21 protein-coding genes and 1 tRNA gene are annotated in these 21,453 nt (G+C 38.3%); 17 read left to right on the top strand and 5 right to left on the bottom strand.

Translation table 11 applies throughout. From position 1 onward, the window contains the following. Positions 1–12: 12 nt before the first annotated feature. On the bottom strand, positions 13–783 hold the full coding sequence (locus tag I5J82_RS12490) for a hypothetical protein (RefSeq protein WP_198768110.1): 771 nt from the start codon (positions 781–783) through the stop codon (positions 13–15). A gap of 354 nt (positions 784–1,137) precedes the next feature. Here I5J82_RS12490 and I5J82_RS12485 point away from each other — a divergent pair, with 354 nt between their 5' ends. Then, on the top strand, positions 1,138–1,596 hold the full coding sequence (locus tag I5J82_RS12485; protein ID WP_198768109.1) for a YndM family protein: 459 nt from the start codon (positions 1,138–1,140) through the stop codon (positions 1,594–1,596). An 89-nt stretch (positions 1,597–1,685) separates the two neighbouring features. On the opposite strand, the gene I5J82_RS12480 is transcribed toward I5J82_RS12485, so the two are convergent. Continuing rightward, positions 1,686–1,761, bottom strand: a tRNA-Ala gene (locus I5J82_RS12480). A gap of 407 nt (positions 1,762–2,168) precedes the next feature. On the opposite strand from I5J82_RS12480, the gene nagZ reads away from it, so the two are divergent. The 9 genes from nagZ (at position 2,169) to nagE (ending at position 13,081) form a co-directional block, all read left to right on the top strand. Further along, positions 2,169–4,190, top strand: a complete 2,022-nt coding sequence (nagZ, locus tag I5J82_RS12475; RefSeq protein ID WP_198769008.1) for a beta-N-acetylhexosaminidase — start codon at positions 2,169–2,171, stop codon at positions 4,188–4,190. Between the two features lie 17 nt (positions 4,191–4,207). Further along, positions 4,208–5,461: an exo-beta-N-acetylmuramidase NamZ family protein gene (locus tag I5J82_RS12470; RefSeq protein ID WP_198768108.1), complete on the top strand. Its 1,254-nt coding sequence runs from the start codon at positions 4,208–4,210 to the stop codon at positions 5,459–5,461. A gap of 121 nt (positions 5,462–5,582) precedes the next feature. Beyond that, positions 5,583–6,770: an N-acetylglucosamine-6-phosphate deacetylase gene (gene nagA, locus I5J82_RS12465; RefSeq protein WP_198768107.1), complete on the top strand. Its 1,188-nt coding sequence runs from the start codon at positions 5,583–5,585 to the stop codon at positions 6,768–6,770. Further along, positions 6,767–7,486: a glucosamine-6-phosphate deaminase gene (nagB, locus tag I5J82_RS12460; RefSeq protein WP_198768106.1), complete on the top strand. Its 720-nt coding sequence runs from the start codon at positions 6,767–6,769 to the stop codon at positions 7,484–7,486. Before nagA ends, nagB begins: the two co-directional genes overlap by 4 nt. 8 nt (positions 7,487–7,494) lie before the next feature. Beyond that, entirely contained in the window at positions 7,495–8,214 is a 720-nt protein-coding gene (locus I5J82_RS12455) for a GntR family transcriptional regulator (RefSeq protein ID WP_198768105.1), read from the top strand. Positions 8,215–8,266: 52 nt separating this feature from the next. Continuing rightward, complete coding sequence (locus tag I5J82_RS12450) at positions 8,267–9,640, top strand: PTS transporter subunit EIIC (RefSeq protein WP_198768104.1); 1,374 nt, start codon at positions 8,267–8,269, stop codon at positions 9,638–9,640. Between the two features lie 19 nt (positions 9,641–9,659). After that, positions 9,660–10,718 carry a DUF871 domain-containing protein gene (locus I5J82_RS12445; protein WP_198768103.1) on the top strand — a complete coding sequence of 353 codons (1,059 nt, stop codon included), beginning with the start codon at positions 9,660–9,662 and terminating at the stop codon, positions 10,716–10,718. Between the two features lie 36 nt (positions 10,719–10,754). Next, positions 10,755–11,660 carry an N-acetylmuramic acid 6-phosphate etherase gene (murQ, locus tag I5J82_RS12440; protein WP_198768102.1) on the top strand — a complete coding sequence of 302 codons (906 nt, stop codon included), beginning with the start codon at positions 10,755–10,757 and terminating at the stop codon, positions 11,658–11,660. 14 nt (positions 11,661–11,674) lie between these two features. After that, the gene (gene nagE / locus I5J82_RS12435; protein ID WP_198768101.1) at positions 11,675–13,081 is read left to right on the top strand and encodes an N-acetylglucosamine-specific PTS transporter subunit IIBC; all 1,407 of its coding nucleotides are present in this window, start codon (positions 11,675–11,677) and stop codon (positions 13,079–13,081) included. Positions 13,082–13,133: 52 nt separating this feature from the next. Here the strand turns inward: nagE and I5J82_RS12430 are convergent, their stop codons facing one another. Continuing rightward, positions 13,134–13,304, bottom strand: a complete 171-nt coding sequence (locus tag I5J82_RS12430; RefSeq protein ID WP_198768100.1) for a YjcZ family sporulation protein — start codon at positions 13,302–13,304, stop codon at positions 13,134–13,136. Between the two features lie 125 nt (positions 13,305–13,429). Continuing rightward, complete coding sequence (locus I5J82_RS12425; protein ID WP_198768099.1) at positions 13,430–14,098, bottom strand: hypothetical protein; 669 nt, start codon at positions 14,096–14,098, stop codon at positions 13,430–13,432. Between the two features lie 347 nt (positions 14,099–14,445). Between I5J82_RS12425 and I5J82_RS12420 the strand changes: the two genes are divergently transcribed. Beyond that, positions 14,446–15,096, top strand: a complete 651-nt coding sequence (locus tag I5J82_RS12420; protein WP_198768098.1) for a 3'-5' exonuclease — start codon at positions 14,446–14,448, stop codon at positions 15,094–15,096. A gap of 223 nt (positions 15,097–15,319) precedes the next feature. Then, on the top strand, positions 15,320–15,547 hold the full coding sequence (locus I5J82_RS12415) for a hypothetical protein (protein ID WP_198768097.1): 228 nt from the start codon (positions 15,320–15,322) through the stop codon (positions 15,545–15,547). A gap of 126 nt (positions 15,548–15,673) precedes the next feature. Here I5J82_RS12415 and I5J82_RS12410 read toward each other — a convergent pair whose 3' ends face one another. Next, complete coding sequence (locus I5J82_RS12410; protein WP_198768096.1) at positions 15,674–16,363, bottom strand: TrkA C-terminal domain-containing protein; 690 nt, start codon at positions 16,361–16,363, stop codon at positions 15,674–15,676. 133 nt (positions 16,364–16,496) lie between these two features. Between I5J82_RS12410 and I5J82_RS12405 the strand changes: the two genes are divergently transcribed. The 5 genes from I5J82_RS12405 (at position 16,497) to I5J82_RS12385 (ending at position 21,437) form a co-directional block, all read left to right on the top strand. Next, positions 16,497–16,655, top strand: a complete 159-nt coding sequence (locus I5J82_RS12405; RefSeq protein ID WP_198768095.1) for a hypothetical protein — start codon at positions 16,497–16,499, stop codon at positions 16,653–16,655. Positions 16,656–16,729: 74 nt separating this feature from the next. After that, entirely contained in the window at positions 16,730–17,470 is a 741-nt protein-coding gene (locus I5J82_RS12400; RefSeq protein WP_198768094.1) for a GDSL-type esterase/lipase family protein, read from the top strand. Between the two features lie 434 nt (positions 17,471–17,904). Then, complete coding sequence (locus I5J82_RS12395) at positions 17,905–18,987, top strand: Fe(3+) ABC transporter substrate-binding protein (protein ID WP_198768093.1); 1,083 nt, start codon at positions 17,905–17,907, stop codon at positions 18,985–18,987. Positions 18,988–19,101: 114 nt separating this feature from the next. Then, the gene (locus tag I5J82_RS12390) at positions 19,102–20,724 is read left to right on the top strand and encodes an ABC transporter permease (RefSeq protein ID WP_198769007.1); all 1,623 of its coding nucleotides are present in this window, start codon (positions 19,102–19,104) and stop codon (positions 20,722–20,724) included. Further along, positions 20,724–21,437 (top strand): ABC transporter ATP-binding protein, encoded by a 714-nt coding sequence (locus I5J82_RS12385; protein WP_198768092.1) that lies wholly within the window; start codon positions 20,724–20,726, stop codon positions 21,435–21,437. Before I5J82_RS12390 ends, I5J82_RS12385 begins: the two co-directional genes overlap by 1 nt. The last annotated feature ends 16 nt before the right edge of the window (positions 21,438–21,453 follow it).

Below are 21,453 nucleotides of genomic sequence, written 5' to 3'. Positions count from 1 at the left end.
TTTTCTATGTTTTTAAAACGATACTCTAATCTTCCCATCAACTTTTGAAATGTGGTAGCCATTAAATTCATCCTGTTTAACTTGAATGGCTTCCCCCGTTTTGATGACTTCTTGAATCTGTTCTTTAATCGTAGGGTGCATATCGTATAGAACATCTACGTTTTCGATAGAAGTCATATTGATACCCGTGCTAAAACTCGAAATTATTTGATCGGTAGAATTATCATACATCACAAAACAATCACTATCTTCAATCGCATAAAGAGAAGCATTATGTTTCTTTGCGATGGCTACTAAATGTTTTAAGTTCTCATGTGTGTCATCCATTAAACTAACATATGTGTAACCGTCGATGATTTTAGTTTCAGGCTTATTCGACTGTGCTTGCTCTTCTTGTTTAGGTGTTGCCTCCTCATTTTTTGTTTGTGGCTGAACTGCAGGCTTTGGTTCAGGTTTTGTTGTTTGGGTTTTATTTTCTTTAGGCTCTTCGGAAATCTGTGGCTGTTCTACTTTTTCTTTTTCAACTGATTTTTGAACTGCTTCTTCATTTTGAGGTTGAACAGGAACGTTCACTTTCAATGCTGCTAGCAATTTTGCATCTTCTTCAATATCCTTTTGTTTTATTGCAGCTTCATTGTATTGTTTAGGAGCGATTGCCTCATTTTTAATAGGAACTTTTGTTTCTGTCGCTTTTACCTTGCTCTCAAAATCATTATTATTTAATACTCCAATTGTTAGTAATGCAGTTGCTGTAAAAATCACCGTACGTTTTTTGAATTTCAATGTTATATCCTCCTCAATGTCTTGTTATTTATTAGACGAGAGAAGTGCTAATATGGTTTCACTAATATTACAGAAATATTTCATAAATGTTACAAGAACGATTTTTTCTTAAAAATACGAACTCTATAGTGGATTGTTTGTTTAAAAGAAGTCATTTATTAAGCATGTATGTCGAGGAGGGTTAAACTTGTTCTTGTTCGATAGAAAGATAAGTCCAATGCTAAACAAGGTAAATGAGACGATTCTCCAGCCTATCTAAATAAATCAGACGTTGTAGAAAATCCATTTAAATGAAGAAGTATGAACCTCCGTTATTTGTTGCAAACTAGGAACAGATAAAGGAGGATTTCTTTTATGGAACAAGTAAAAGTCATTATTATGAAATTAATGGTGTGTTTAATCGCATTTTGGATTGGACTTGATCTTTTCTTCGACGCATCAATTAGTGACATCGTTTCCTTTGCGGTTACGACAACTGCAATCACTTACATCGTAGCTGACCGTATTCTCCTGCCAAGAATAGGTAAGACGAATACGTTAATGGCAGAGTTTATTTTAGCTTATGTAGTGGTTTGGATCTTTGGATCAATCCTGTTAAATGGTTATTTGCAGATTGCGTGGGGAAGTGTAATCGCAGCAGGTATTATTACTGCTACGGAAGTTTTTGTTCATCAATACTTATTAAAGCACATGCCTTCAAAAAATAAAGATAGAACGCAGAGACAACAAAGAAGATTCAGACCAGGTTTTCGCTATGCAACTGAATTTGCTGAAGAACAGGACCCAAGGAATAAAAATAGAGAAGAAGAATAGTTCCATGAAGTATCATGATGTACACGCATGATACTTTTTTGTTTTAAAAAACCCCTTGAGCTATCTCAAGGGAATGGTCACTTATATGATGGTGGAGACTAGCGGGATCGAACCGCTGACCTTTTGGCTGCCAGCCAAACGCTCTCCCAGCTGAGCTAAGCCCCCAGTTATTACTGACATAGAAAAGTATATAATTATTCAGAAAACGGAGCAAGTCCTTTTTTGGATAATTTTACATAACACCCGTTTTTAATTCAAATAATGATAAACAAACATTGCCAAATATTCACCTTAAATCTTGCACTTAAAGATTTAACTCTATGGATAAACGTTTAAAAATAATATAAGTCTTTCTTACCTTAAAAGTATAGTTCGACAAATTGGTATAGACAACTAGTCCTAGTGGTTTCAAGGACTTAAGTTCTGTTTTGTCTTCTTACGACAGGAACCGCTTTTTTTCTACCGAAAAGTGACAAAGAAAGAAAGCGCTACCAAATTCTAAGGAGGTTAGTATTGTGAAATCATCAATAAGCATTCGGTATGTTCTTTTAATTTCCCTTTTGATCGTTCCTATGTTTGCAGGGGTTGGGAAGGCAGAAGGTGTTTCAACCCAACATAAAGGCAATGAAGGTTTAATCATCGCTCAAAATATGCCGCAACTTAGTAAAGACATTAATGGTGAAACCGTAGATCTAGCCGCATTGTTAACAAGTAAAGATGGAACATATGTCGAAGTGACAGATCAACTAATATGGAAATCACTGAATAAAAAGGTTGCCTCAGTGAACAATGATGGCTTTGTAAGCTTAAACGGTAAGAATGGGACTACAATGATCGTAGTTACAGATGGGAAGTCGTTCGATAAGATTGGAATACGTGTTAAACATGGAAAGGCTGAATTCCTAAAACAAAATAACCCTAAAAATGACGTGATCACAAAAGCGATTAAGTCTATGACAGTAAAAGAAAAGGTAGGCCAGATGTTAATGCCAGATTTCCGTAATTGGAAAGGGAAACCTGTAACGGAAATGAACGATGAGATTAGAGAGATTGTAAAAAAATACCACCTAGGTGGAGTTATTCTATTTAGGGAAAATGTAGTAACAACAGAGCAGACAGTTAGATTAGTCGATGAATATAAAAAGGCAAATGAAGATTATGGTTTATTGGTATCAATCGACCAAGAAGGTGGAATTGTGACACGTTTGCAGAGCGGTACCGATTTCCCAGGAAATATGGCGCTTGGTGCCACAAGATCAACGGAGATGGCGGAATCTGTCGGACATGCCATTGGATCAGAACTCCATTCATTAGGAATCAACATGAACCTAGCTCCAGCATTGGATGTAAATAATAATCCAGACAACCCTGTCATTGGTGTTCGTTCATTCGGTGAAGATCCACAACTAGTCGCTGATTTAGGAACTGCTTATATTAAGGGATTACAAAATTCTGGTATGGCTGCAACGGCTAAGCACTTCCCAGGTCATGGAGACACAGCAGTAGATTCTCATTTAGGTCTGCCTTCTGTTCCTCATGAAAAGGAGAGACTCCTAGAAGTTGAACTATATCCTTTCCAGCAAGCGATCAATAACTATATTGATGCTATATTAACAGCTCATGTAACATTCCCTAAAATTGATCCGACCACTGTTATTTCTAAAAAAGATGGAACAGAAATCAATCTTCCAGCCACATTGTCCTATGAAGTATTAACGAATTTGGTGCGAAAAGAAATGGGCTTTAAAGGCGTTATTTCTACAGATGCACTAAATATGAAAGCCATAGTAGATCACTTTGGTCCAGTTGATACTGCTATTCGTGCAGTAAATGCTGGAACAGACATCGTACTAATGCCAGTGGGATTAGAAGAAGTCGCAAATGGACTGTATCAGGCAGTGGATAATGGTGAAATTACAGAAAAAAGATTGAATCAATCGGTTGAGCGTCTATTGACGTTAAAAGCGAATCGAGGAATTTACAAACAAGTAAGCGAGACGCCAGTCGAAGAAAAAATTGAACACGCAGAAGAAGTCGTTGGAAACCAAGATCATAAGGCTTTAGAGAATGAAGTAGCAAGAAAGTCAATCACACTTGTGAAGAACGATAATCTTTTACCGGTTAATAAGAACGAGGTCGATTCGGTAGTGGTCATTGGCAACACCTATATCGAGAACCTTCAACAAGCGTTAGCTGCTCACCACTCATCGGTAGAGTTGATCAAAGCGGATAAACCTTTAAATGCAGAACAACTACAAAAAGTAAAAGATGCCGATCTTGTTGTGCTAGGAACTCATACGTCTACCGTTTCTGGGCGACTACCGTCGTCTCCACAGATGCAGATGGTTAACCAAATTATTGCTGCATCACCGGGTAAAACAGCAGCTGTAGGTATAAGAAATCCATATGATATTATGGCGTTTCCTGAAGTTTCAGCTTATCTTGCACAATACAGCTTCAGAGATGCTAGCTTTAGAGCGGCAGCAGAAACGATATTTGGAATAAACAACCCTTCAGGTAAGCTGCCTGTTACGATCTATGAAGATGGTTTAGAAAAAATTCTTTATCCGTTCGGTCATGGCGAAAGCTACTAATAGGAGGGAAATAGTCGATGAGAAAATGGGGAGTTTTTTTAACGATATTGATGTTATTCTCTGTCATACTGCCTGGTGCACAAGCTACGAATCAAAACGGTTTTGATCACAAGAAAAGATTTAAGACAAGCTTAGAACAACTGCTGAACCATGACATGAAGGTATTAAAGGGTAAGAAAGTCGGATTAATCACAAACCCGACTGGAGTAGATCGCAACTTGAACAGTATCGTTGATGTTTTATATAAACATCCGGATATTGAGCTAAAAGCATTATATGGACCTGAACATGGGGTGCGTGGGAGTGCACAAGCAGGAGAATATGTAGAATTCTACAATGATCCGAAAACGGGCCTTCCTGTTTATAGTTTGTATGGAGCAACGAAAAAGCCAACTCCTGAGATGCTTGAAGGTATTGATGTTTTGGTTTTCGATATACAAGATGTAGGTACGCGTTTCTATACGTATATTTACACGATGGCTTATGCGATGGAGGCAGCAAAAGAGAACGGTATACCATTTGTCGTATTGGATCGTCCGAATCCACTTGGAGGTAATGAAGTAGAAGGGCCAGTATTAGATCCAGCGTATTCTTCCTTTGTCGGTCTTTATCCAATTCCGTTGAGGCATGGAATGACTGTAGGAGAGTTGGCGAAATTATTTAACAATGAGTTTGATATTGGTGCGGATTTAAAAGTGATAGAGATGAAAGGATGGAAGAGATCCTGGAGTTATGAAGATAGTGGACTTGAGTGGGTATTGCCTTCTCCTAACATGCCTACAAAAGATACGGCACTTGTGTATCCTGGAAGTGCGCTGATCGAAGGGACGAATGTTTCAGAAGGTCGTGGAACGACTAAGCCGTTTGAACTGATAGGTGCTCCATTTATTAACGGAGATCAGTTAGCTGAGAATTTAAATAAAGAAGCTTTGCCTGGTGTTTCTTTTAGAGCAGCCTCGTTTACACCGGCTTCATCTAAGCATGCAGGGAAGCTATCTCACGGAGTGGAGATTCATGTAAAGGATGAAAAGTTATTTCAACCCGTGCTTACTGGAATCACACTTGTAAAAGCCATTCATGATCTGTACCCAAATGATTTTGCATTTAGAGCAGAAGATAGTAGAGGAATTTCTTTCTTTGATCTGTTATCAGGAAACGGATGGGTTCGAGAATATATAGAAACAGGGCGAACAGTAGATGACATCGTTTCTCGATATGATCAAGAACTTGATGATTTTAAAGATGTAAGAAAAAGATATTTATTGTATTAAGTTTGAGAAAAAGCTAAGGCGGTTTCTTTAGTCTTAGCTTTTTATTTGAATTTTCTGACTGGTATAGACAACTAGTCATAAGAATGTTAGTCTAGGCATAAAGTGATAAAGGGGAGTGGACATGAAGCCTAATATTTTACTAATTGGGAACTTGATTAACGAAGAAGGCCAGCTCGTTAATAACGGATATGTGTGGATGAAGAACGATAAGATTCACTATGTTGGTACTACAAACCCCTTTTCAACAGATGAAGATGTTATTAGGTTTAACATGCCTCAAGACTCTGTTATCATTCCTGGCATGATTGACATTCATATTCATGGAGCTGCTGGAGCAGATTGTATGGACGGAACGCAAGAAGCGCTAGAGATTATCTCCAAACATCTACCATCAGAGGGAACGACCTCTTTTTTAGCAACAACGATGACTGAAGAAACATCTGTTATTCATAACGCACTGAATACTGCTGCAAACTTCATGAAACAATCTCGAAGTTCAGCTGCTGAAATGCTCGGTATTCACCTTGAAGGGCCTTTTATTTCTCCAAAACGAGCGGGGGCACAGCCTACGCCTTTCATTCAGCGGCCAGACGCACACCTATTTAAAGAGTTGCAAAAAAGTGCTGATGATCAAATAAAACTCGTTACGTTGGCGCCTGAAATGGATGGTGGATTAGAGCTTACAAAGTACTTATCTTCACAAAATGTGATCGCGTCGATCGGTCATAGTGACAGTTCGTTTTTAGAAGTGAAAAATGGGATTGAAGCTGGTATTTCTCACGTCACTCATTTATTTAACGGTATGCGTGGAATGCATCATCGAGATCCAGGAGTTGCTGGTGCAGCACTCTTACAGCAAGAATTGAAGGTTGAGATGATCGTGGATGGTGTTCATGCTAGCCCTGAGATGATTCGACTAGCCTATCATTCTACTGGTCCAGAACGAACGATTCTGATTACGGATTCGATGAGAGCAAAAGGTTTAGGTGAAGGAACTTATACGCTCGGTGGACAGAAAGTAACCGTAACAGGTAATGAAGCTAGATTAATTGATGGAACACTAGCAGGAAGTATCTTACCGATGAACATGGCTGTTAAAAATATGTTGGATTATACGCATTGCTCTTGGTCGGATATTGTGAGAATGACGAGTGAGAATGCAGCAAAAGAGCTGCGGGTCTTCGACCGAAAAGGAAGTCTTTCAGTAGGTAAAGACGCGGATATTACGGTGTTGACCACGGAATGCGATGTGCTTATGACTTTTTGTCGAGGCGAGCTTGTCTATCATCGAAAGGGGGAACGAGTTTGAGATTGATCAAGGTTTCCGATGAAGAAGAGCTTAGTAGAATGGCAGCTGAATATGTGTTTTCAAAAATAAAGAGTTCAGAAAGAATTGTGCTTGGTCTTGCTACGGGGAGGACACCTTTAGGCATGTACCGACACCTTTCAAAATATAGTAAAGAGTATAAGCAGTCCTATTCACATGTGCACACTGTAAACCTTGACGAATATGTAGGTTCCAGAGCTTACCATGATTACATGCAAAAAAACTTATTCGACCATATCGGAATACCTAAGAATCAAACTCATCTCCCAGATGGTGAAGCTTACGACCTTGAAAAAGAATGCAGGCGGTATGAAGAAGTAATTAAAGAGCTAGGCGGTATTGATTTACAGGTGCTCGGTATTGGAGAGAACGGTCACATCGGATTTAATGAACCTGGTACAGATTTTAGTTCGCGAACGCATGTAGTCGAATTAACAGAATCCACATTAAGCGCGAACGCGAAGTATTTTACGCATGAGAAACAGCCGAGAGAAGCGATTACGATGGGGATCAGTACGATCCTTGAAAGTAAAGAAATTCTGCTTCTTGCCTCTGGTGAAAAAAAAGCTAGAGCACTAAGAGAATTATTTCAAGGTACCCTGAATTCCGATGTACCTGCGACAGTACTTAATCAACATCCTAACGTTACTGTGTTAGCTGACGATGGTGCGAGGAGTCTTTTAGAAGAGGAGAGTTAAGTATTTTTATGATAGATAAAACATCACCAATGCCACTTTATTTTCAGATTGAAGAGGCGATCAAACAAAAGATTGATAAAGGCGAATGGGAGTCTGAAACCATGATACCTTCTGAAAGAGAGTTTGCTGAGAACTATGAAGTAAGCCGCATGACAGTCCGGCAGGCTATCAATAATCTTGTGAATGATGGCTACTTAACCCGCCAAAAAGGAAAAGGTACTTTTGTTTCTGCCAATAAAATAGAACAGAAGCTTTTAGGTCTTACGAGTTTTACTGAAGACATGAAATCTCGAGGCTATAAACCAGCATCAAGACTCATATCTTTCCAAAAAATAGCTGCTGAAAGAAGAGTAGCAACAGCACTTGAAATTGAAGAGAATCAAGAAATATATGAGATTAAACGTGTTCGCCTCGCAAATGAAATTCCAATGGCGTTCGAGACGACTTATGTTCCGGTTGATCTCCTTGAATTAAACGAATCACACGTAAAACAAGGGTCTTTGTATTCTGAAGTTGAGAATGCAGGCTTTGTTATAGATTATGCGACACAAAGTTTAGAAGCGTCCATTTCGCGTGAAGTGGAAAGCGAGATACTCGAAATTACAAAAGGCGCAGCAGTTCTTCTGATTAAGAGACAAACTTATTTAACATCAGGAAGGCCTCTAGAACTTGTTCAGTCGGTGTATCGAGGCGATCGCTACAAATTTATGATTGATATGAAACGCTAACAAATGGCGTTTTATATAAAAATGAAAGCGTTTACTAAAAGGGGGAAGAAGCATGGGGAAAGAGCAGCAAATGGCTCATAGCATCATTGAGAAGCTTGGAGGTTCTTCAAACATCCAATCGTTGATGCACTGTATGACAAGAATTCGGGTTAATTTACACGATCCGTCTAAAGCAGATCTAAAAGGTCTTAAAGAAGTAGATGGTGTGTTGGGTGTCGTTGAAGATGATACGTTGCAGATCATTGTTGGCCCTGGGATTGTTAATCGTGTCACGCTTGCGATGAGCGAAGAAACAGGTATGAACATTCAATCGCTTGATGAGACAGATCCCATGGACCTTGAACAGATGGCTCGGATGAATAAGGATGCCATCAATAAAAAGAATGCAACACCTTTCAAACAGTTTCTACGCAAGATCGCGAGCATCTTTATTCCGCTGATTCCAGCAATCGTAGCGTCTGGTTTAATAGCTGGATTTTCAAACGTAGCTGTAAGAAGTGGTGCTGACCCAGAATCTTCAATCATGCAGATGCTTAGCTTAATTGGATGGGGAGTTTTTAGTTATCTAGCTGTGTTTGTTGGTATCAATACGGCTAAAGAATTTGGTGGAACTCCAGCATTAGGTGGAGCAGCAGGTATTCTGCTTATCAACCCAGGTCTTGCGAATATTACCCTTTTTGGAGATCCGTTAGTAGTAGGACGTGGTGGATTAATTGGTGTAATGCTTGCCGCGGTTTTAATCGCCTTTTTGGAAAAACGTATTAGAAAGTTTGTACACCCTTCAATTGACATTATTGTTACGCCAACATTGGCGTTATTAATTACAGGTTTTGCTACGCTATTCGTACTTCAGCCAGTAGGCGGATTCTTGTCAGATTTAATTACAAAAGGTTTGTTGAACTTAATTGATATTGGCGGTATTTTCTCTGGACTTATCTTAGCAGGTACATTCCTTCCATTAGTTGTAACAGGATTGCATCAAGGTTTAACGCCAGTACACATGGAGCTAATTAACACGATCGGTGATGATCCGCTTTTACCGATTTTAGCGATGGGTGGAGCAGGGCAAGTTGGTGCTGCATTCGCGATCTACTTTAAGACAAAGAACCAGCGTCTTCGTAAAGTTATTAAAGGTGGATTACCTGTAGGTATGCTTGGAATCGGAGAGCCGTTAATCTTTGGTGTTACTCTTCCGCTCGGACGACCGTTTTTAACAGCATGTTTAGGGGCAGCAGTCGGGGGAGCGTTCCAAGCGTTTTATGAAGTCGCAACAATTGCCATCGGTGTATCAGGCATTCCACTCGTGTTTCTTGTTAATGCGAATGAAATGGTTCTCTATTTAGTAGGATTAGTAATTGCTTATTTCTTCGGATTCTTATTCACATGGACGTTTGGATTTAAAGAGAGCATGGCAAAAGACATCTAACGAATCAGGAGTGAACGTTTTGTGTTATGGGATTTCAATCTATCTGAGTGAATCAGACACTTTTAATAAAAACTGGATGGAGAAAGCCGCTGTGAGCGGATTTCAATACATCTTTACCTCTCTTCATATACCTGAAGAGAGGGATGTGGATTACGTTAAGCAAGTTAAATGGTTAGGAAAAACCGCTCAAGAGTTTCATATGGAAGTAATGGCAGATGTTTCACCAGCTTCTCTTGAGCGGTTGGGTTTATCATTTAATGAACTGCCTTCCATAACAGAGTGGGGCATTTCGGGCATCAGGATGGATTATGGGTTTACAGCCAAGCAGATCGCTTGGCTGTCTCACCATCTTAAAATTGGTTTGAATGCTAGTACCATTGATGAAGAACAGCTTAAGAAGTTAATGGATGAGGGACTTCAACCACATCAAACAGAAGCTTGGCACAACTTTTATCCAAAGCCGTTTACCGGCATATCAAAGCAATATCTTTATGAGAGAAATGCTCTGTTTCATCGGTATGGAATCCAAACGATGGCATTCATTCAAGGTGATGAACAATTACGCGGACCACTACATGTAGGGCTACCTACGATTGAGAATCACAGACATGTTTCACCAACACTTGCTGCATTAGAACTTCAAGAAATGAATACGGACAAAATCTGTGTAGGAGATTTAAACCTTACGAACAAAACTCTGCAAGAATTAAAGTTTGTAATGGAAGGTACAGTCCCTCTTTATGCCGATTTTAATAAAGGATACGAGATATTCGACAACATGGTTCACACGAATAGGATGGATGCTGCAGAATATGTGATTCGGTCCGTTGAGTCACGACAACTGCCTTCTAAATTTCAACCAGAAGCTCATGAGTTAGATGTATTTAATGAAGGAACGATAACGGTTGAAAACGAGTTATATGGTAGATATGCGGGTGAACTTCAGATTTGTTTAGGAGATATTCCTGCTGATACTAAAACGAATGTAGCAGGACGTATCAAACAAGAGAGCTTGTCACTGATGAAGAAAGTTGGAAGTGGCAAGAGATTTGTGCTGCTGCATTCCAAAGTGAAATAAAATCTATTAAATCATAACCATTTAAAGGAGATCAAGATGGACTTAACCAAATTGGCTACAGAAAAAAGAAATCCTGACACGGTAACAATTGATGAACTTACAACTTTAGAAGTGATCCAAAAAATACACGAAGCCGATCTGGGAGTAGCCAGTTGTATTACTCCTGTTTTAAAAGAAATAAGTTTTGTCGTTGAAAAAGTGGTCACAGCTTTTGAAAATGAAGGTCGATTGATCTATATAGGTGCTGGAACAAGTGGACGATTAGGTGTGTTGGATGCATCAGAGTGTCCTCCCACATACGGTACAGATCCAAAGTTAGTAGTAGGTGTGATAGCGGGCGGTGAGTATGCCCTTCAGCATGCGATCGAAGGAGCCGAAGATGATGCAGAGTTAGGTGAATCCGATCTTAAAGCTCTAAATCTAACAGAAAAGGATGTTGTTGTAGCTATTGCGGCTTCTGGCAGAACCCCTTATTGCTTAGGAGCGATGAAGTATGCCAAAACAAAAGAAGCATTTACAGCAGCTCTTGTGTGTTCTTCAGATTCACCGATGGAGAAGCTTGCGGATATTGGCATTCCTGTTATAACGGGGCCAGAAGTGGTCACAGGCTCTACCCGAATGAAAGCAGGTACCGCTCAAAAGCTTGTGTTGAACATGATCAGTACAGCCAGCATGGTGAGATGGGGTAAGGTGTACAGCAATCTTATGGTAGATGTTCAACCCACAAATGAGAAATTAGTTCAGCGTGCTAAAAATATTATTGTTGAAGCTTCTGGCGCAACAGAAGAAGAAGCAGAAATGGCTTTGCAAGACCAAGGGGGCAACACAAAGGCTGCCATTTTTCAGCTTGTTACAGGGGTCGCTCCACATGAAGCCAAATTGCAACTAGATCAGCATAAAGGAAAGTTAAAAGAAGCGATACGTAATTTCACTCAAAAGTGAGAGGGGTAGGTACTATGTTAGGTTTCTTACAGCGGATCGGTCGGGCGCTCATGCTTCCGATTGCAGTTCTTCCTGCAGCTGGACTTTTGCTACGTTTTGGTCAAGACGATTTATTAGATGTACCATTCTTAGTTGCGTCAGGTAATGCGATATTCGGTCATCTAGCACTATTATTTGCGATAGGAGTTGCAGTAGGTCTATCCAGAGATGGAAGTGGAGCTGCTGGACTTGCAGGAGCAATCGGTTACTTTGTATTAACAGAAGGAGCAAAAACATTTGCCGAAGTAAACCTGAATTATGACGGAAAATTTGATATGTCTGTTTTAGGAGGTATTCTCGCAGGGGTTATAGCCGGACTTTTATATAATAAATTTTATAATACGAAGCTTCCAGAATGGCTTTCATTCTTTGGAGGTAAACGATTTGTTCCGATCGTAACGGCTGGAACGATGGTACTTTTAGCGCTTGTTTTCGGATTTATCTGGCCATATCTTCAGATGATGTTAGAGAACGTTGGTACTTGGATTACAAGTGCAGGTGCAATCGGGGCAGGAATATTCGGTTTCTTTAACCGCTTGTTGATTCCACTCGGACTTCACCATGTACTCAACAGCTTTTTATGGTTTGTATTTGGTGAATTCACAGGGGAAAATGGGAAAGTATTTACAGGTGACCTATCGAGATTCTTTGCTGGCGACCCAAAAGCAGGCTTTTATATGGCTGGATTCTTTCCAGTAATGATGTTCGGATTGCCGGCTGCTTGTTTAGCCATGATTCATACAGCAAAAAAACATCGGAAGAAAGCAGTTGCGGGAATGTTAGGTAGTTTAGCACTCACTTCCTTTGTAACTGGAATCACAGAACCAATCGAATTTGCTTTCATGTTCTTATCACCTTTATTGTATGTAATTCACGCTGTTTTAACAGCTGTTTCTATGTCCGTTGCAGTACTATTAGATATTCATCATGGTTTCACGTTTTCTGCAGGAGCGATTGATTATTTCTTAAATATTGGGATCTCACAGAATGGTTGGTTGCTACTTCCGATGGGTGCGGTTTATTTTGTCCTTTACTACGCTATATTCCGTTACTTGATCGTAAAATTAAATTTAAAAACACCAGGCAGAGAAGATGAAGAAGCGATTGTATCAGAAGCTGCAGCTACTTCTACCGCGAGTGAAAAGTACGAAACGGCAGCGTCAGCTTATTTGAGTGCACTCGGTGGAAAAGACAATATCGTGCTGCTTGAAAACTGTATTACTAGATTACGAGTTCAGATTAAAGATTTTTCAGAGGTTGATGAAGAAGCTCTAAAAAAAGCAGGATCAAAAGGTCTGATTAAGCTTAATAACCAAAATATTCAGGTGGTTGTAGGGTCAGAGGTAGAACCGATCGCAGATTGTATGAGAGATAAGCTATAAAGCTATAAAAAAGACCACCATCTTCTTAAAGAAAATGGTGGTCACTTCTTTATTACACGTTCCAATAACCGCTTACTGGTACGTTTGCTGCGTATCCATAGGAACAAGGGTAAGAATAAACACAGCAGTTTCCGTTAAACGAGACGGCTCCGACAATAATGAGCAGCACGAATAGTACCACATAAAGCGTAAAGCTATCAGAACAGTACTTTCTTGACGACATATTTTCACTCCTCTTCTTGCGTGTGAGAAGCCGATTTCTCTCCTCAACTCATTTTATGCAAGTAGGATGAGCATAGAAACGGTGATAAACGCCTCATTTTAAGAGAGTTGTCGTCAAAAAGTAGTCTATTTGTATGCTTCATCTAAGATAATGTATAAGTAATCTACGAATTCACCTTTTGAGAACATCGTAACTTCATATACATTACCCAGGTCGTTGTACACATAAGCTGTGTCTGTGTCCGTTGTTTCTTCAACATCTACAGGTAGACCCGCAAGTTCAAGAGCTCTCGTCATTTCTTCATCATTAAACATGATTTCTTCATCGATTACAGAATAAACAAGACGAGCAGCTTTTCCTTCTACAAACGTTACCGCATATTTATCATTCTGGTAATAGTTGACGATAGCTGGAACAAATTCTGTAGTGCCAGGGTAGCGGAACTGAATCTTTTCTGATCGGGTAGGTTTACCCCATCTATCACTTATTTGTTTTTCGGTAGAATTTGTTAGTTCACTAGCAACAAATTGATGTTCGCTAGTTAGATAGTCTTTTTGTTCGCTATCAGCACTTTCTGTTTCACCTTCAGCTGTGCTGTTTTCTTCTTCAGTAGTTGTTGTCTCTGTTGCTTCTGAATCTTCTTTTTCTGGCTCAGAAATGGAACTGTCAGTAGAATCTTCCTTGTTGTCGGCTTTTGTTTCTGAAGCTCCTTGTTCATTTTGTTTCGTATCCTTAGAACAAGCTGTTACAAAAAGTAACCCAATTATAAGAAATAATGTTGTAAGTTTTTTCATGATACTCCCTCATTATGTAGTTCATATTGTTAAACAGACACTTTCAATGGTAACAAAAGAGTACATAAATTGAAAATGAAAAGTTTGGCAGATGAAGAAACTTTTATCCTTTTCAGAATAGAATGACATTTAAGTCCCTCATTTTCATAAAATAAGAATATACTTGGAAGATGGGTAAAGATCGCACGTGAGGTTTACTTTTACAATGCATGCAAGAAGTGGGGTTCCAGTAATTTATAGGAATGATTATCCTTTAAATACCTATAGTAATATTTCATTTTATTAACAAATCAACTACAATATATGGTAGACATCCATTTAAGGCATGAATGCAGAAGGGCAGGTGTATGAGGATGCAGTATATTGTGTATGATTTAGAGATGACAAACCGGCTCTCAGAGATTATTGAGATTGGTGCCATTCGGATGATTGAAGTTGATGGTGAACTTAAAATATTGGATACGTTTCAATCATTCGTTCAACCAAAAATGGATAAGTTGAATACACGAATTACAAATTTAACTGGAATCACCAAAAAAGATTTGATTTCTGCTCCTGTTTATACAGAGGCAATTGAAAACTTTAGATCTTGGATCGGCCAAGAAGAGTATTACCTTTGTTCTTGGGGACCAGAAGATAAGTGGGCGCTCATTACAGATTCAACTTTTCATAAAGCAGACACGGATTGGATTATTAATCATAATGATCTGCAATTTCATTTTAGTATCCTTCACGATAGTGAAAAAGGATTTCGGTACGGCTTGTCACGCGCTCTTCAGGCGATGGAGCTGGTTTATGAAGGATCCAAACATAGAGCACTTGATGATGCCATTAACACAGCCAGAATCCTTGCTAAAATTCATAGGAACATCAAATTTGTAAAAAATCCGACTTCTTTCTTAGAATCAAAGCTTTTTGAACCGGAAAAGTTGGTTTATAAAACAAAGTCTGAAGGAAATGAATCTCCATTTGCTTCTCTATCAAAGTTATTTAACTAAAGTAATTTTAGTTTTAAATGTAAACTTTTTAATGGAAATAGTTAACTGTTAAGGCTAGGATGGGACTTATTTCCTGTTTCTTCGACTTCATTCGACATAAATGTGTAGGTATTATAGGGTAAAATCCATAAAAAGTAAGATATGTCGTCATTTGACGAATTGTTTTTGTAGGAAAATGACCTTAGTTTCGATAATAATAGTTAGTAGTAGGGGGTGTTTGTTGGTGGATACTACATATTACATAACCAATAAAAACAATCAGTTGTTGGAATTATTGAACACGATCGACCATTGCTTGAGTGATGCAAGACTTGATGAAGTAGATTCAATTATCAAGCTAAAAGAAGAACTTTTGGCAAACGATGGTATACATATAACGCCTGAGCAAATTAATAATATTATTTCTTTATTGTTATCATTCGTACCAGATAAAGTTAGAGAAGTTGGTTAATTAAGGATCTCTTCAAAAAGAGGTTCTTTTTTACTATCTAAAGTTATTTTCGCTTATATTTTCTGTTTTTAGGGGGTTGGATCAGAAAAATAAAGAGAAGTGAAAAATCACTTCTCATTTTGAATCCTACGCATCTTTTTTAGATTTTAATTCATCCATCTCTTCATTAAATCGTTCTTGAAGAGAGCTTTGGTGACCGTATAAGACCAACATGTCTCCTTCTTGAATTTCTGTTGTGTAACTATCTTTTCTTACCGTTACATCTCCTCGTTTAATGAATAGAACAATTAAATCGTCATCCACTTGAATAACATCTTTTAATTTTTTCCCCATAATCTTAGAATCCTTGTGAATGGGAAGTTCTACAACAATATCATCTTCTTCAAAATACATAACATCTCTTAAGGGAAGATCTGCTAGGTTATAACTTTTTTCCATATGACTCTCAAAAGAATGTTTCATGTATTTTTTTAGTTTAGGGATGCTTAAGATTAAGTATAAACTGATGAGTACTAAAATAATGATTCCGAGCTCGATCGAACGAAATTCATCTGATAATATGTTGCTTATCGATGAGATGATAACCGCTAATGAAAAAACTCCGAACAGTATAAGAAACGTACTTAGACGTCTGCGAACGGGATGCTCCAGAATCAATTCAGATTCTCCGGTCGTGAAACCAGTAGCAGTAAACATTGAGATGACTTGAAAGCGAGCAATTTCTTTTTTTAAGCCAGTTAGCGTGAATAGCAGAACGTTGATTTCAATAACAATTGCTATGATTGCAAAATAAAGCAAAGTAAATAATAAACCCACAAAAGGCACCTCCATTATAATTCTTCTTTACCTGTATACCCTTAATCACTATTTATATAGAGGAAATAAAATATTTTATTCGTTTCATAAACATATATTGCCCCTCATATAGTTTGGTACAGGAGGGATGTAGATGACTGGTTTTCTAATCACCTTAGTACCTGCAAGCCTATTGTGTGGAGGAGTTGCTATGTTGATTCATACATTCGTAAAAAAAGATTCTTACCAATATGATCAAGAAAATCTTTGGGAAGATACATCGCTTACATCTGAAGATTATCGATTGAAATAACACATTCATTACTTGATATTTTCCCTCGTTATGGTAAAAAGTAAGATAACAATAACTAGAATCGAGGACTTGATGTGCGGAAAGTATCAAAGAAATGGTTAATTGGTGGTGCAGGATTAGCCCTCATACTATTCCTGATCTTTCAATTTTATGGAGAAACTGAAGGGGCAAGTGATACACAAACTCTGAAGGTTGTGGCACTAGGAGACTCTTTGACATACGGAGTTGGTGACCCATCCAAAACAGGTTATATTGGTATCGTTAAGAGAAATATTCAGCAGCAAACAGGCAGAAATGTAATCATTAATAATTTTGGCATCAGTGGACAACGTTCTGACCAATTATTAAGACAATTGGATAATGGAGTAGTGATCAAGTCATTAAGACAAGCGGATCATATATTTGTTTTTATAGGTACCAATGATTTTCGCCAGGCTGCAGGCTGGAACTTTCGCCAGTTGCCTCAGCAGAAATTAGTACTTGGAAAAGAAAAGCTAAGAAACAATTTAAGTAAAACTCTGACAGTTGTGAGGGAAAATAATTCGTTTGCGCCAGTCTATGTATTGGGTCTTTATAATCCTTATTTCGGAAAAGAGTACGACCCAACAGCTGCAGATAGTATTAGGTCTTGGAACGAGGCAATCGTAGAAGCAAGCAAAGAAAGCACGCTTACAAAGTACATTTCCACTTTTGAACTTTATGAAAATGTTGAGAAAGAACTATACTTTTCCGATTCTATTCACCCAAATAGAAGGGGATATAACAGGTTAGGAAACTGGGTTTACAACCAGTGGAAGCCTTTAAACCAGGAATGATCTCTTAGAAGTTGAAACTTCTAAGAGATTTTTTTGATTTCATTTTTAAAAGCGGTTTTCGTATACTTTATTGCTCTTTGGAAGTAGTGGATTTCCGTTCCAGATGTTCGCTTTCCGCGGTGGAGGCGGTGAGCCACATTCGTAGCAGTGACTAGATCAAAAGTTAAATGACTCGTGATGAACAAAATGCGCCTTCGAATCCATTCACCTTTTGCTGAACGAGCCACTTCACTCTTCGAACTGCCCGCCTGTCCCATAGGAGTCTCGGACCTTCCACTTCAATCAACTGTCAAAGGAGATAAAGATATGAAAAGCAACAATCTATTAGAAAAAATATTAAAAAAACAATTGACTTGAGAATGATTATCATTATAATTAGAAGTGAAGTTGATAATCGTTTTCAATTACTTATACATAGAAGGAGTAACTGACTTATGTTAAAAAAGAACATTTTTACTGCTTTTGTTATGGTTGTACTAGCTGCTCTAGTTTTGGCTGGCTGTGGTAAATCAAACGAGGGTGCAAGTTCAAGTAACAACGATGCAAAAAAAGAAGATAAGAAAAGCGGAGAAGTAAATTTATATACAAGTCGTCACTATGACGTTGATGATAAAATATTTGCGGATTTCACGAAAGAGACTGGAATCAAAGTCAACCTTATTAAAGGTGAAGAAGATGAATTAATCGAGCGTCTTTCAAGAGAAGGGAAAGCAACAAAAGGAGATCTTTTCTTCACATCTGATGCTGGTCGTTTACACTGGGCAAAAGATAAAGACTTATTGCAAAGTGTTGAAAGTGATACATTGAATAAGAATATTCCTGAGAATTTAAGAGATAAAGATAATGAATGGTTTGGTCTAACAAAGCGTGCACGTGTTATCGTATACGATAAGAAAAAAGTCGACCAGTCTGAACTATCTACTTATGAAGCATTAACTGAAGACAAATGGAAAGGTAAAGTACTGATCCGTTCGTCTGAAAACATCTATAATCAATCATTAGTATCTTCATTTATTGCATTAAATGGAAAAGATGAAGCGAAGAAGTGGGCAGAAGGAATCGTGAACAACATGGCTCGTGATCCACAAGGTGGTGACCGTGACCAAGCTAAAGGTATCGTTGCAGGTGAAGGTGATGTTGCCATCATGAACTCTTACTATTTTGGTCAGATGCTTAACTCAGAAGATCCTGAAGAAGTGAAAGTTGCTAAACAATTAAGTGTATTTTTCCCTAACCAAGAAACAACAGGTACGCACATCAATATTAGTGGTATAGGTGTAACGAAACACGCTAAGAACAAAGAGAATGCTATTGAGTTGGTGGAATATCTATCTAGTCCTAAAGTTCAAAAAGTATTTGCTGAAGCAAACTACGAGTATCCTGTTAATAAAGAAGTTGAACCTTCAGAGCTTTTAAAATCTTGGGGTAACTTTAAAGAACAAGATCTTAACCTTTCTAAGCTAGGTGAAAACAATGCAGACGCTGTTAAAATTATGAATGAAGTTAGCTGGAAATAAATGTTAATACTTTGCCGTATCACGATTTGTGATACGGCTAATTCCATGTAAAACAAACAACGAGATCAATGCTGATGAGTAAAGAAGGTGAAAATTTTGTATCTAATTCGAAAAATGAGATCACAGTTTAATAGTTGGGCTTTGCTTAGTGTGATTTTTTCTATTCTAATCCTTTTACCAGCTTTGCTCATCATGGTTCAGTTATTCGCTGAGAGTAATGAGAATTGGGAACATATAAAAGAATTTATGTTGAAAAATTATATCGTGAATTCTGTGACGCTAGTTAGTTTCACTGGCCTTTTCACAGTGTTGATCGGGGTGAGTGCAGCATGGCTAGTTTCTGCATATAAAGTTCCCATGCACCGATTCTTTAAATGGGGTCTCATACTTCCTCTTGCAATACCACCTTATATTGGAGCTTATACGTACCATGGCATTCTAAACTATACAGGAGTCATTCAGACGACATTAAGAAACCAGTTTGGTATAAAAGTAGACCAAAAGTTTTTTGACATCATGAACATACCAGGTGCTGTTTTCATTTTTACGATGTTTCTTTATCCCTATGTTTATATCATTACAAGAAGCTTCTTAGAAAATCAGTCATCATCACTGATCGAGAATGCGCGTTTGTTAGGAAAAGGTTCGTTCATGACATTTATACAAGTCGTGCTGCCTGTGTCTCGTGCAGCGATCGTTGGTGGCGTTAGTCTAGTTATTCTTGAAGTCTTTAATGATTACGGTGTAGTTAAATATTTTGGTATCCAAACGTTTAGTACTGCCATATTTCAAGCTTGGTTCGGAATGGGAGATATCTATTCAGCTATCAAGTTAGCGGGTACTTTAATGTTGATTGTAATTTTGATCTTAATCCTTGAAAAAGTAATAAGGGGTAGGAAGCAGTATAGCTATTCCACTTCAAAAGTACGGCCCTTAGAACCAAAAGAACTTAAAGGTTGGAAAAAATACGCTGTACTAAGCTTTTTTATTTCTTTATTTGCTCTAGCTTTCGGAATTCCTTTTATACAGCTTTTACATTGGGTGTATATGACATATGACGTCATTTTAAGTGCTACATTTGCAGACTTGATTTGGAACTCAGTTTTTGTTGCGGGTATAGGTTCAGTTCTAATCATTATCGTGGCCTTAATCATCGCTAACTTTAGTCGTCTGTCAAAAGGTTGGGGAGGGAAGGTATTTTCCAAAATAACGGTTTTAGGCTATTCGATTCCTGGAGCTGTAATCGCAATCGGCGTACTGACTTTATTTCTATCACTGGACGAAAAGGTAATTACGTTATACGAATGGCTTGGATTAGAGCCTACTCTTGTACTGAGCCTCAGTATTAGTATGCTGATCTTTGCCTATGTTGTTCGCTTTCTTGCGGTCGGTTTTAACTCGATTGAGTCAGGTTTTGATAAAGTAGGAACAGTTTTCACAGAAGCTTCAAGAACGTTAGGGATGTCAGTAACGAAGACATTTTTTAAAGTAGATATCAAGATGATCAAAGGAGCGATTGCTGGGGGGTTCATTCTTGTTTTTGTAGATATTTTAAAAGAGCTGCCTCTTACTCTTATCCTACAGCCTTTTAATTTTTACACGTTGGCTACAAAAACATTTCAATATGCAAGTGACGAACGTATTCACGAAGCCTCTGTTTCATCAATGGTGATTATTTGTATAAGTGCACTTTCGATTTTCTTTTTACACAGAGTATTAGAAAAGGAGCCAAAATAATGTTTGTTCAAATCAAAGACCTAACATTTCATTACAAGAATTCGCGTGAACCTTTGTTCGAAAATCTATCTCTAAGCTTTAAGCAGGGAGAAGTTTCGGTAATCTTAGGGGAAAGCGGAAGTGGGAAAAGTACGTTACTTCGTCTGATAGCAGGACTAGAAGTGCCATCAAAAGGGTCGATCCTAATCGATCAGGCAGTTATGAACGATACATTCCGTTTTGTTCAGCCAGAAAAACGTGGTGTTGGTTTGGTTTTTCAAGATTATGCTTTGTTCCCTCATATGACTGTTGAAAAGAATATCAAATTTGGCCTAACGAAAATGAATCGTAAACAGAAGCAATCGCGAATGGAAGAATTATTAGCTATTGTGGGTATGGAAGATTATGCTTCTCGTTATCCTTATGAATTGAGTGGTGGGCAGCAGCAGCGTGTTGCACTAGCAAGAGCTATGGCTCCAAACCCATCTTTGATCATGTTCGATGAGCCTTTTAGCAATCTCGATTCTAAGCTTCAATTACAGATTAGGGATGAACTACAGGAAATTCTTAAACGTACTGGAATCACTTCTATCTTTGTTACTCATGATGAAGAGGATGCTCGTGCTATAGGAGACCGAATCATACTAGTAAACGATGGGAAGATTCAAGATGAAGGACGTCCTGAAATGGTTTTGAAAAGGAATAAAGAAAAGTTATCGCTAGCATACGTTTAAACAAAAAACCGGGATA

Source organism: Fictibacillus halophilus (assembly GCF_016401385.1).
Classification (GTDB): Bacteria; Bacillota; Bacilli; order Bacillales; family Fictibacillaceae; genus Fictibacillus; species Fictibacillus halophilus.
The sequence above is the reverse complement of the archived record's forward strand: the minus strand, read 5'-3'. Positions and strand labels throughout refer to the sequence as shown.

What these genes read in the sequence shown, in the direction of transcription:
- I5J82_RS12485 (WP_198768109.1), top strand. Translation starts at nt 1,138, where the DNA reads ATGGAACAAGTAAAAGTCATTATTATGAAATTAATGGTGTGTTTAATC.
- nagZ (WP_198769008.1), top strand. Translation starts at nt 2,169, where the DNA reads ATGTTTGCAGGGGTTGGGAAGGCAGAAGGTGTTTCAACCCAACATAAA.
- I5J82_RS12470 (WP_198768108.1), top strand. Translation starts at nt 4,208, where the DNA reads ATGAGAAAATGGGGAGTTTTTTTAACGATATTGATGTTATTCTCTGTC.
- nagA (WP_198768107.1), top strand. Translation starts at nt 5,583, where the DNA reads ATGAAGCCTAATATTTTACTAATTGGGAACTTGATTAACGAAGAAGGC.
- I5J82_RS12455 (WP_198768105.1), top strand. Translation starts at nt 7,495, where the DNA reads ATGATAGATAAAACATCACCAATGCCACTTTATTTTCAGATTGAAGAG.
- I5J82_RS12450 (WP_198768104.1), top strand. Translation starts at nt 8,267, where the DNA reads ATGGGGAAAGAGCAGCAAATGGCTCATAGCATCATTGAGAAGCTTGGA.
- murQ (WP_198768102.1), top strand. Translation starts at nt 10,755, where the DNA reads ATGGACTTAACCAAATTGGCTACAGAAAAAAGAAATCCTGACACGGTA.
- nagE (WP_198768101.1), top strand. Translation starts at nt 11,675, where the DNA reads ATGTTAGGTTTCTTACAGCGGATCGGTCGGGCGCTCATGCTTCCGATT.
- I5J82_RS12430 (WP_198768100.1), bottom strand. Translation starts at nt 13,304, where the DNA reads ATGTCGTCAAGAAAGTACTGTTCTGATAGCTTTACGCTTTATGTGGTA.
- I5J82_RS12425 (WP_198768099.1), bottom strand. Translation starts at nt 14,098, where the DNA reads ATGAAAAAACTTACAACATTATTTCTTATAATTGGGTTACTTTTTGTA.
- I5J82_RS12420 (WP_198768098.1), top strand. Translation starts at nt 14,446, where the DNA reads ATGAGGATGCAGTATATTGTGTATGATTTAGAGATGACAAACCGGCTC.
- I5J82_RS12405 (WP_198768095.1), top strand. Translation starts at nt 16,497, where the DNA reads ATGACTGGTTTTCTAATCACCTTAGTACCTGCAAGCCTATTGTGTGGA.
- I5J82_RS12395 (WP_198768093.1), top strand. Translation starts at nt 17,905, where the DNA reads ATGTTAAAAAAGAACATTTTTACTGCTTTTGTTATGGTTGTACTAGCT.
- I5J82_RS12390 (WP_198769007.1), top strand. Translation starts at nt 19,102, where the DNA reads ATGAGATCACAGTTTAATAGTTGGGCTTTGCTTAGTGTGATTTTTTCT.
- I5J82_RS12385 (WP_198768092.1), top strand. Translation starts at nt 20,724, where the DNA reads ATGTTTGTTCAAATCAAAGACCTAACATTTCATTACAAGAATTCGCGT.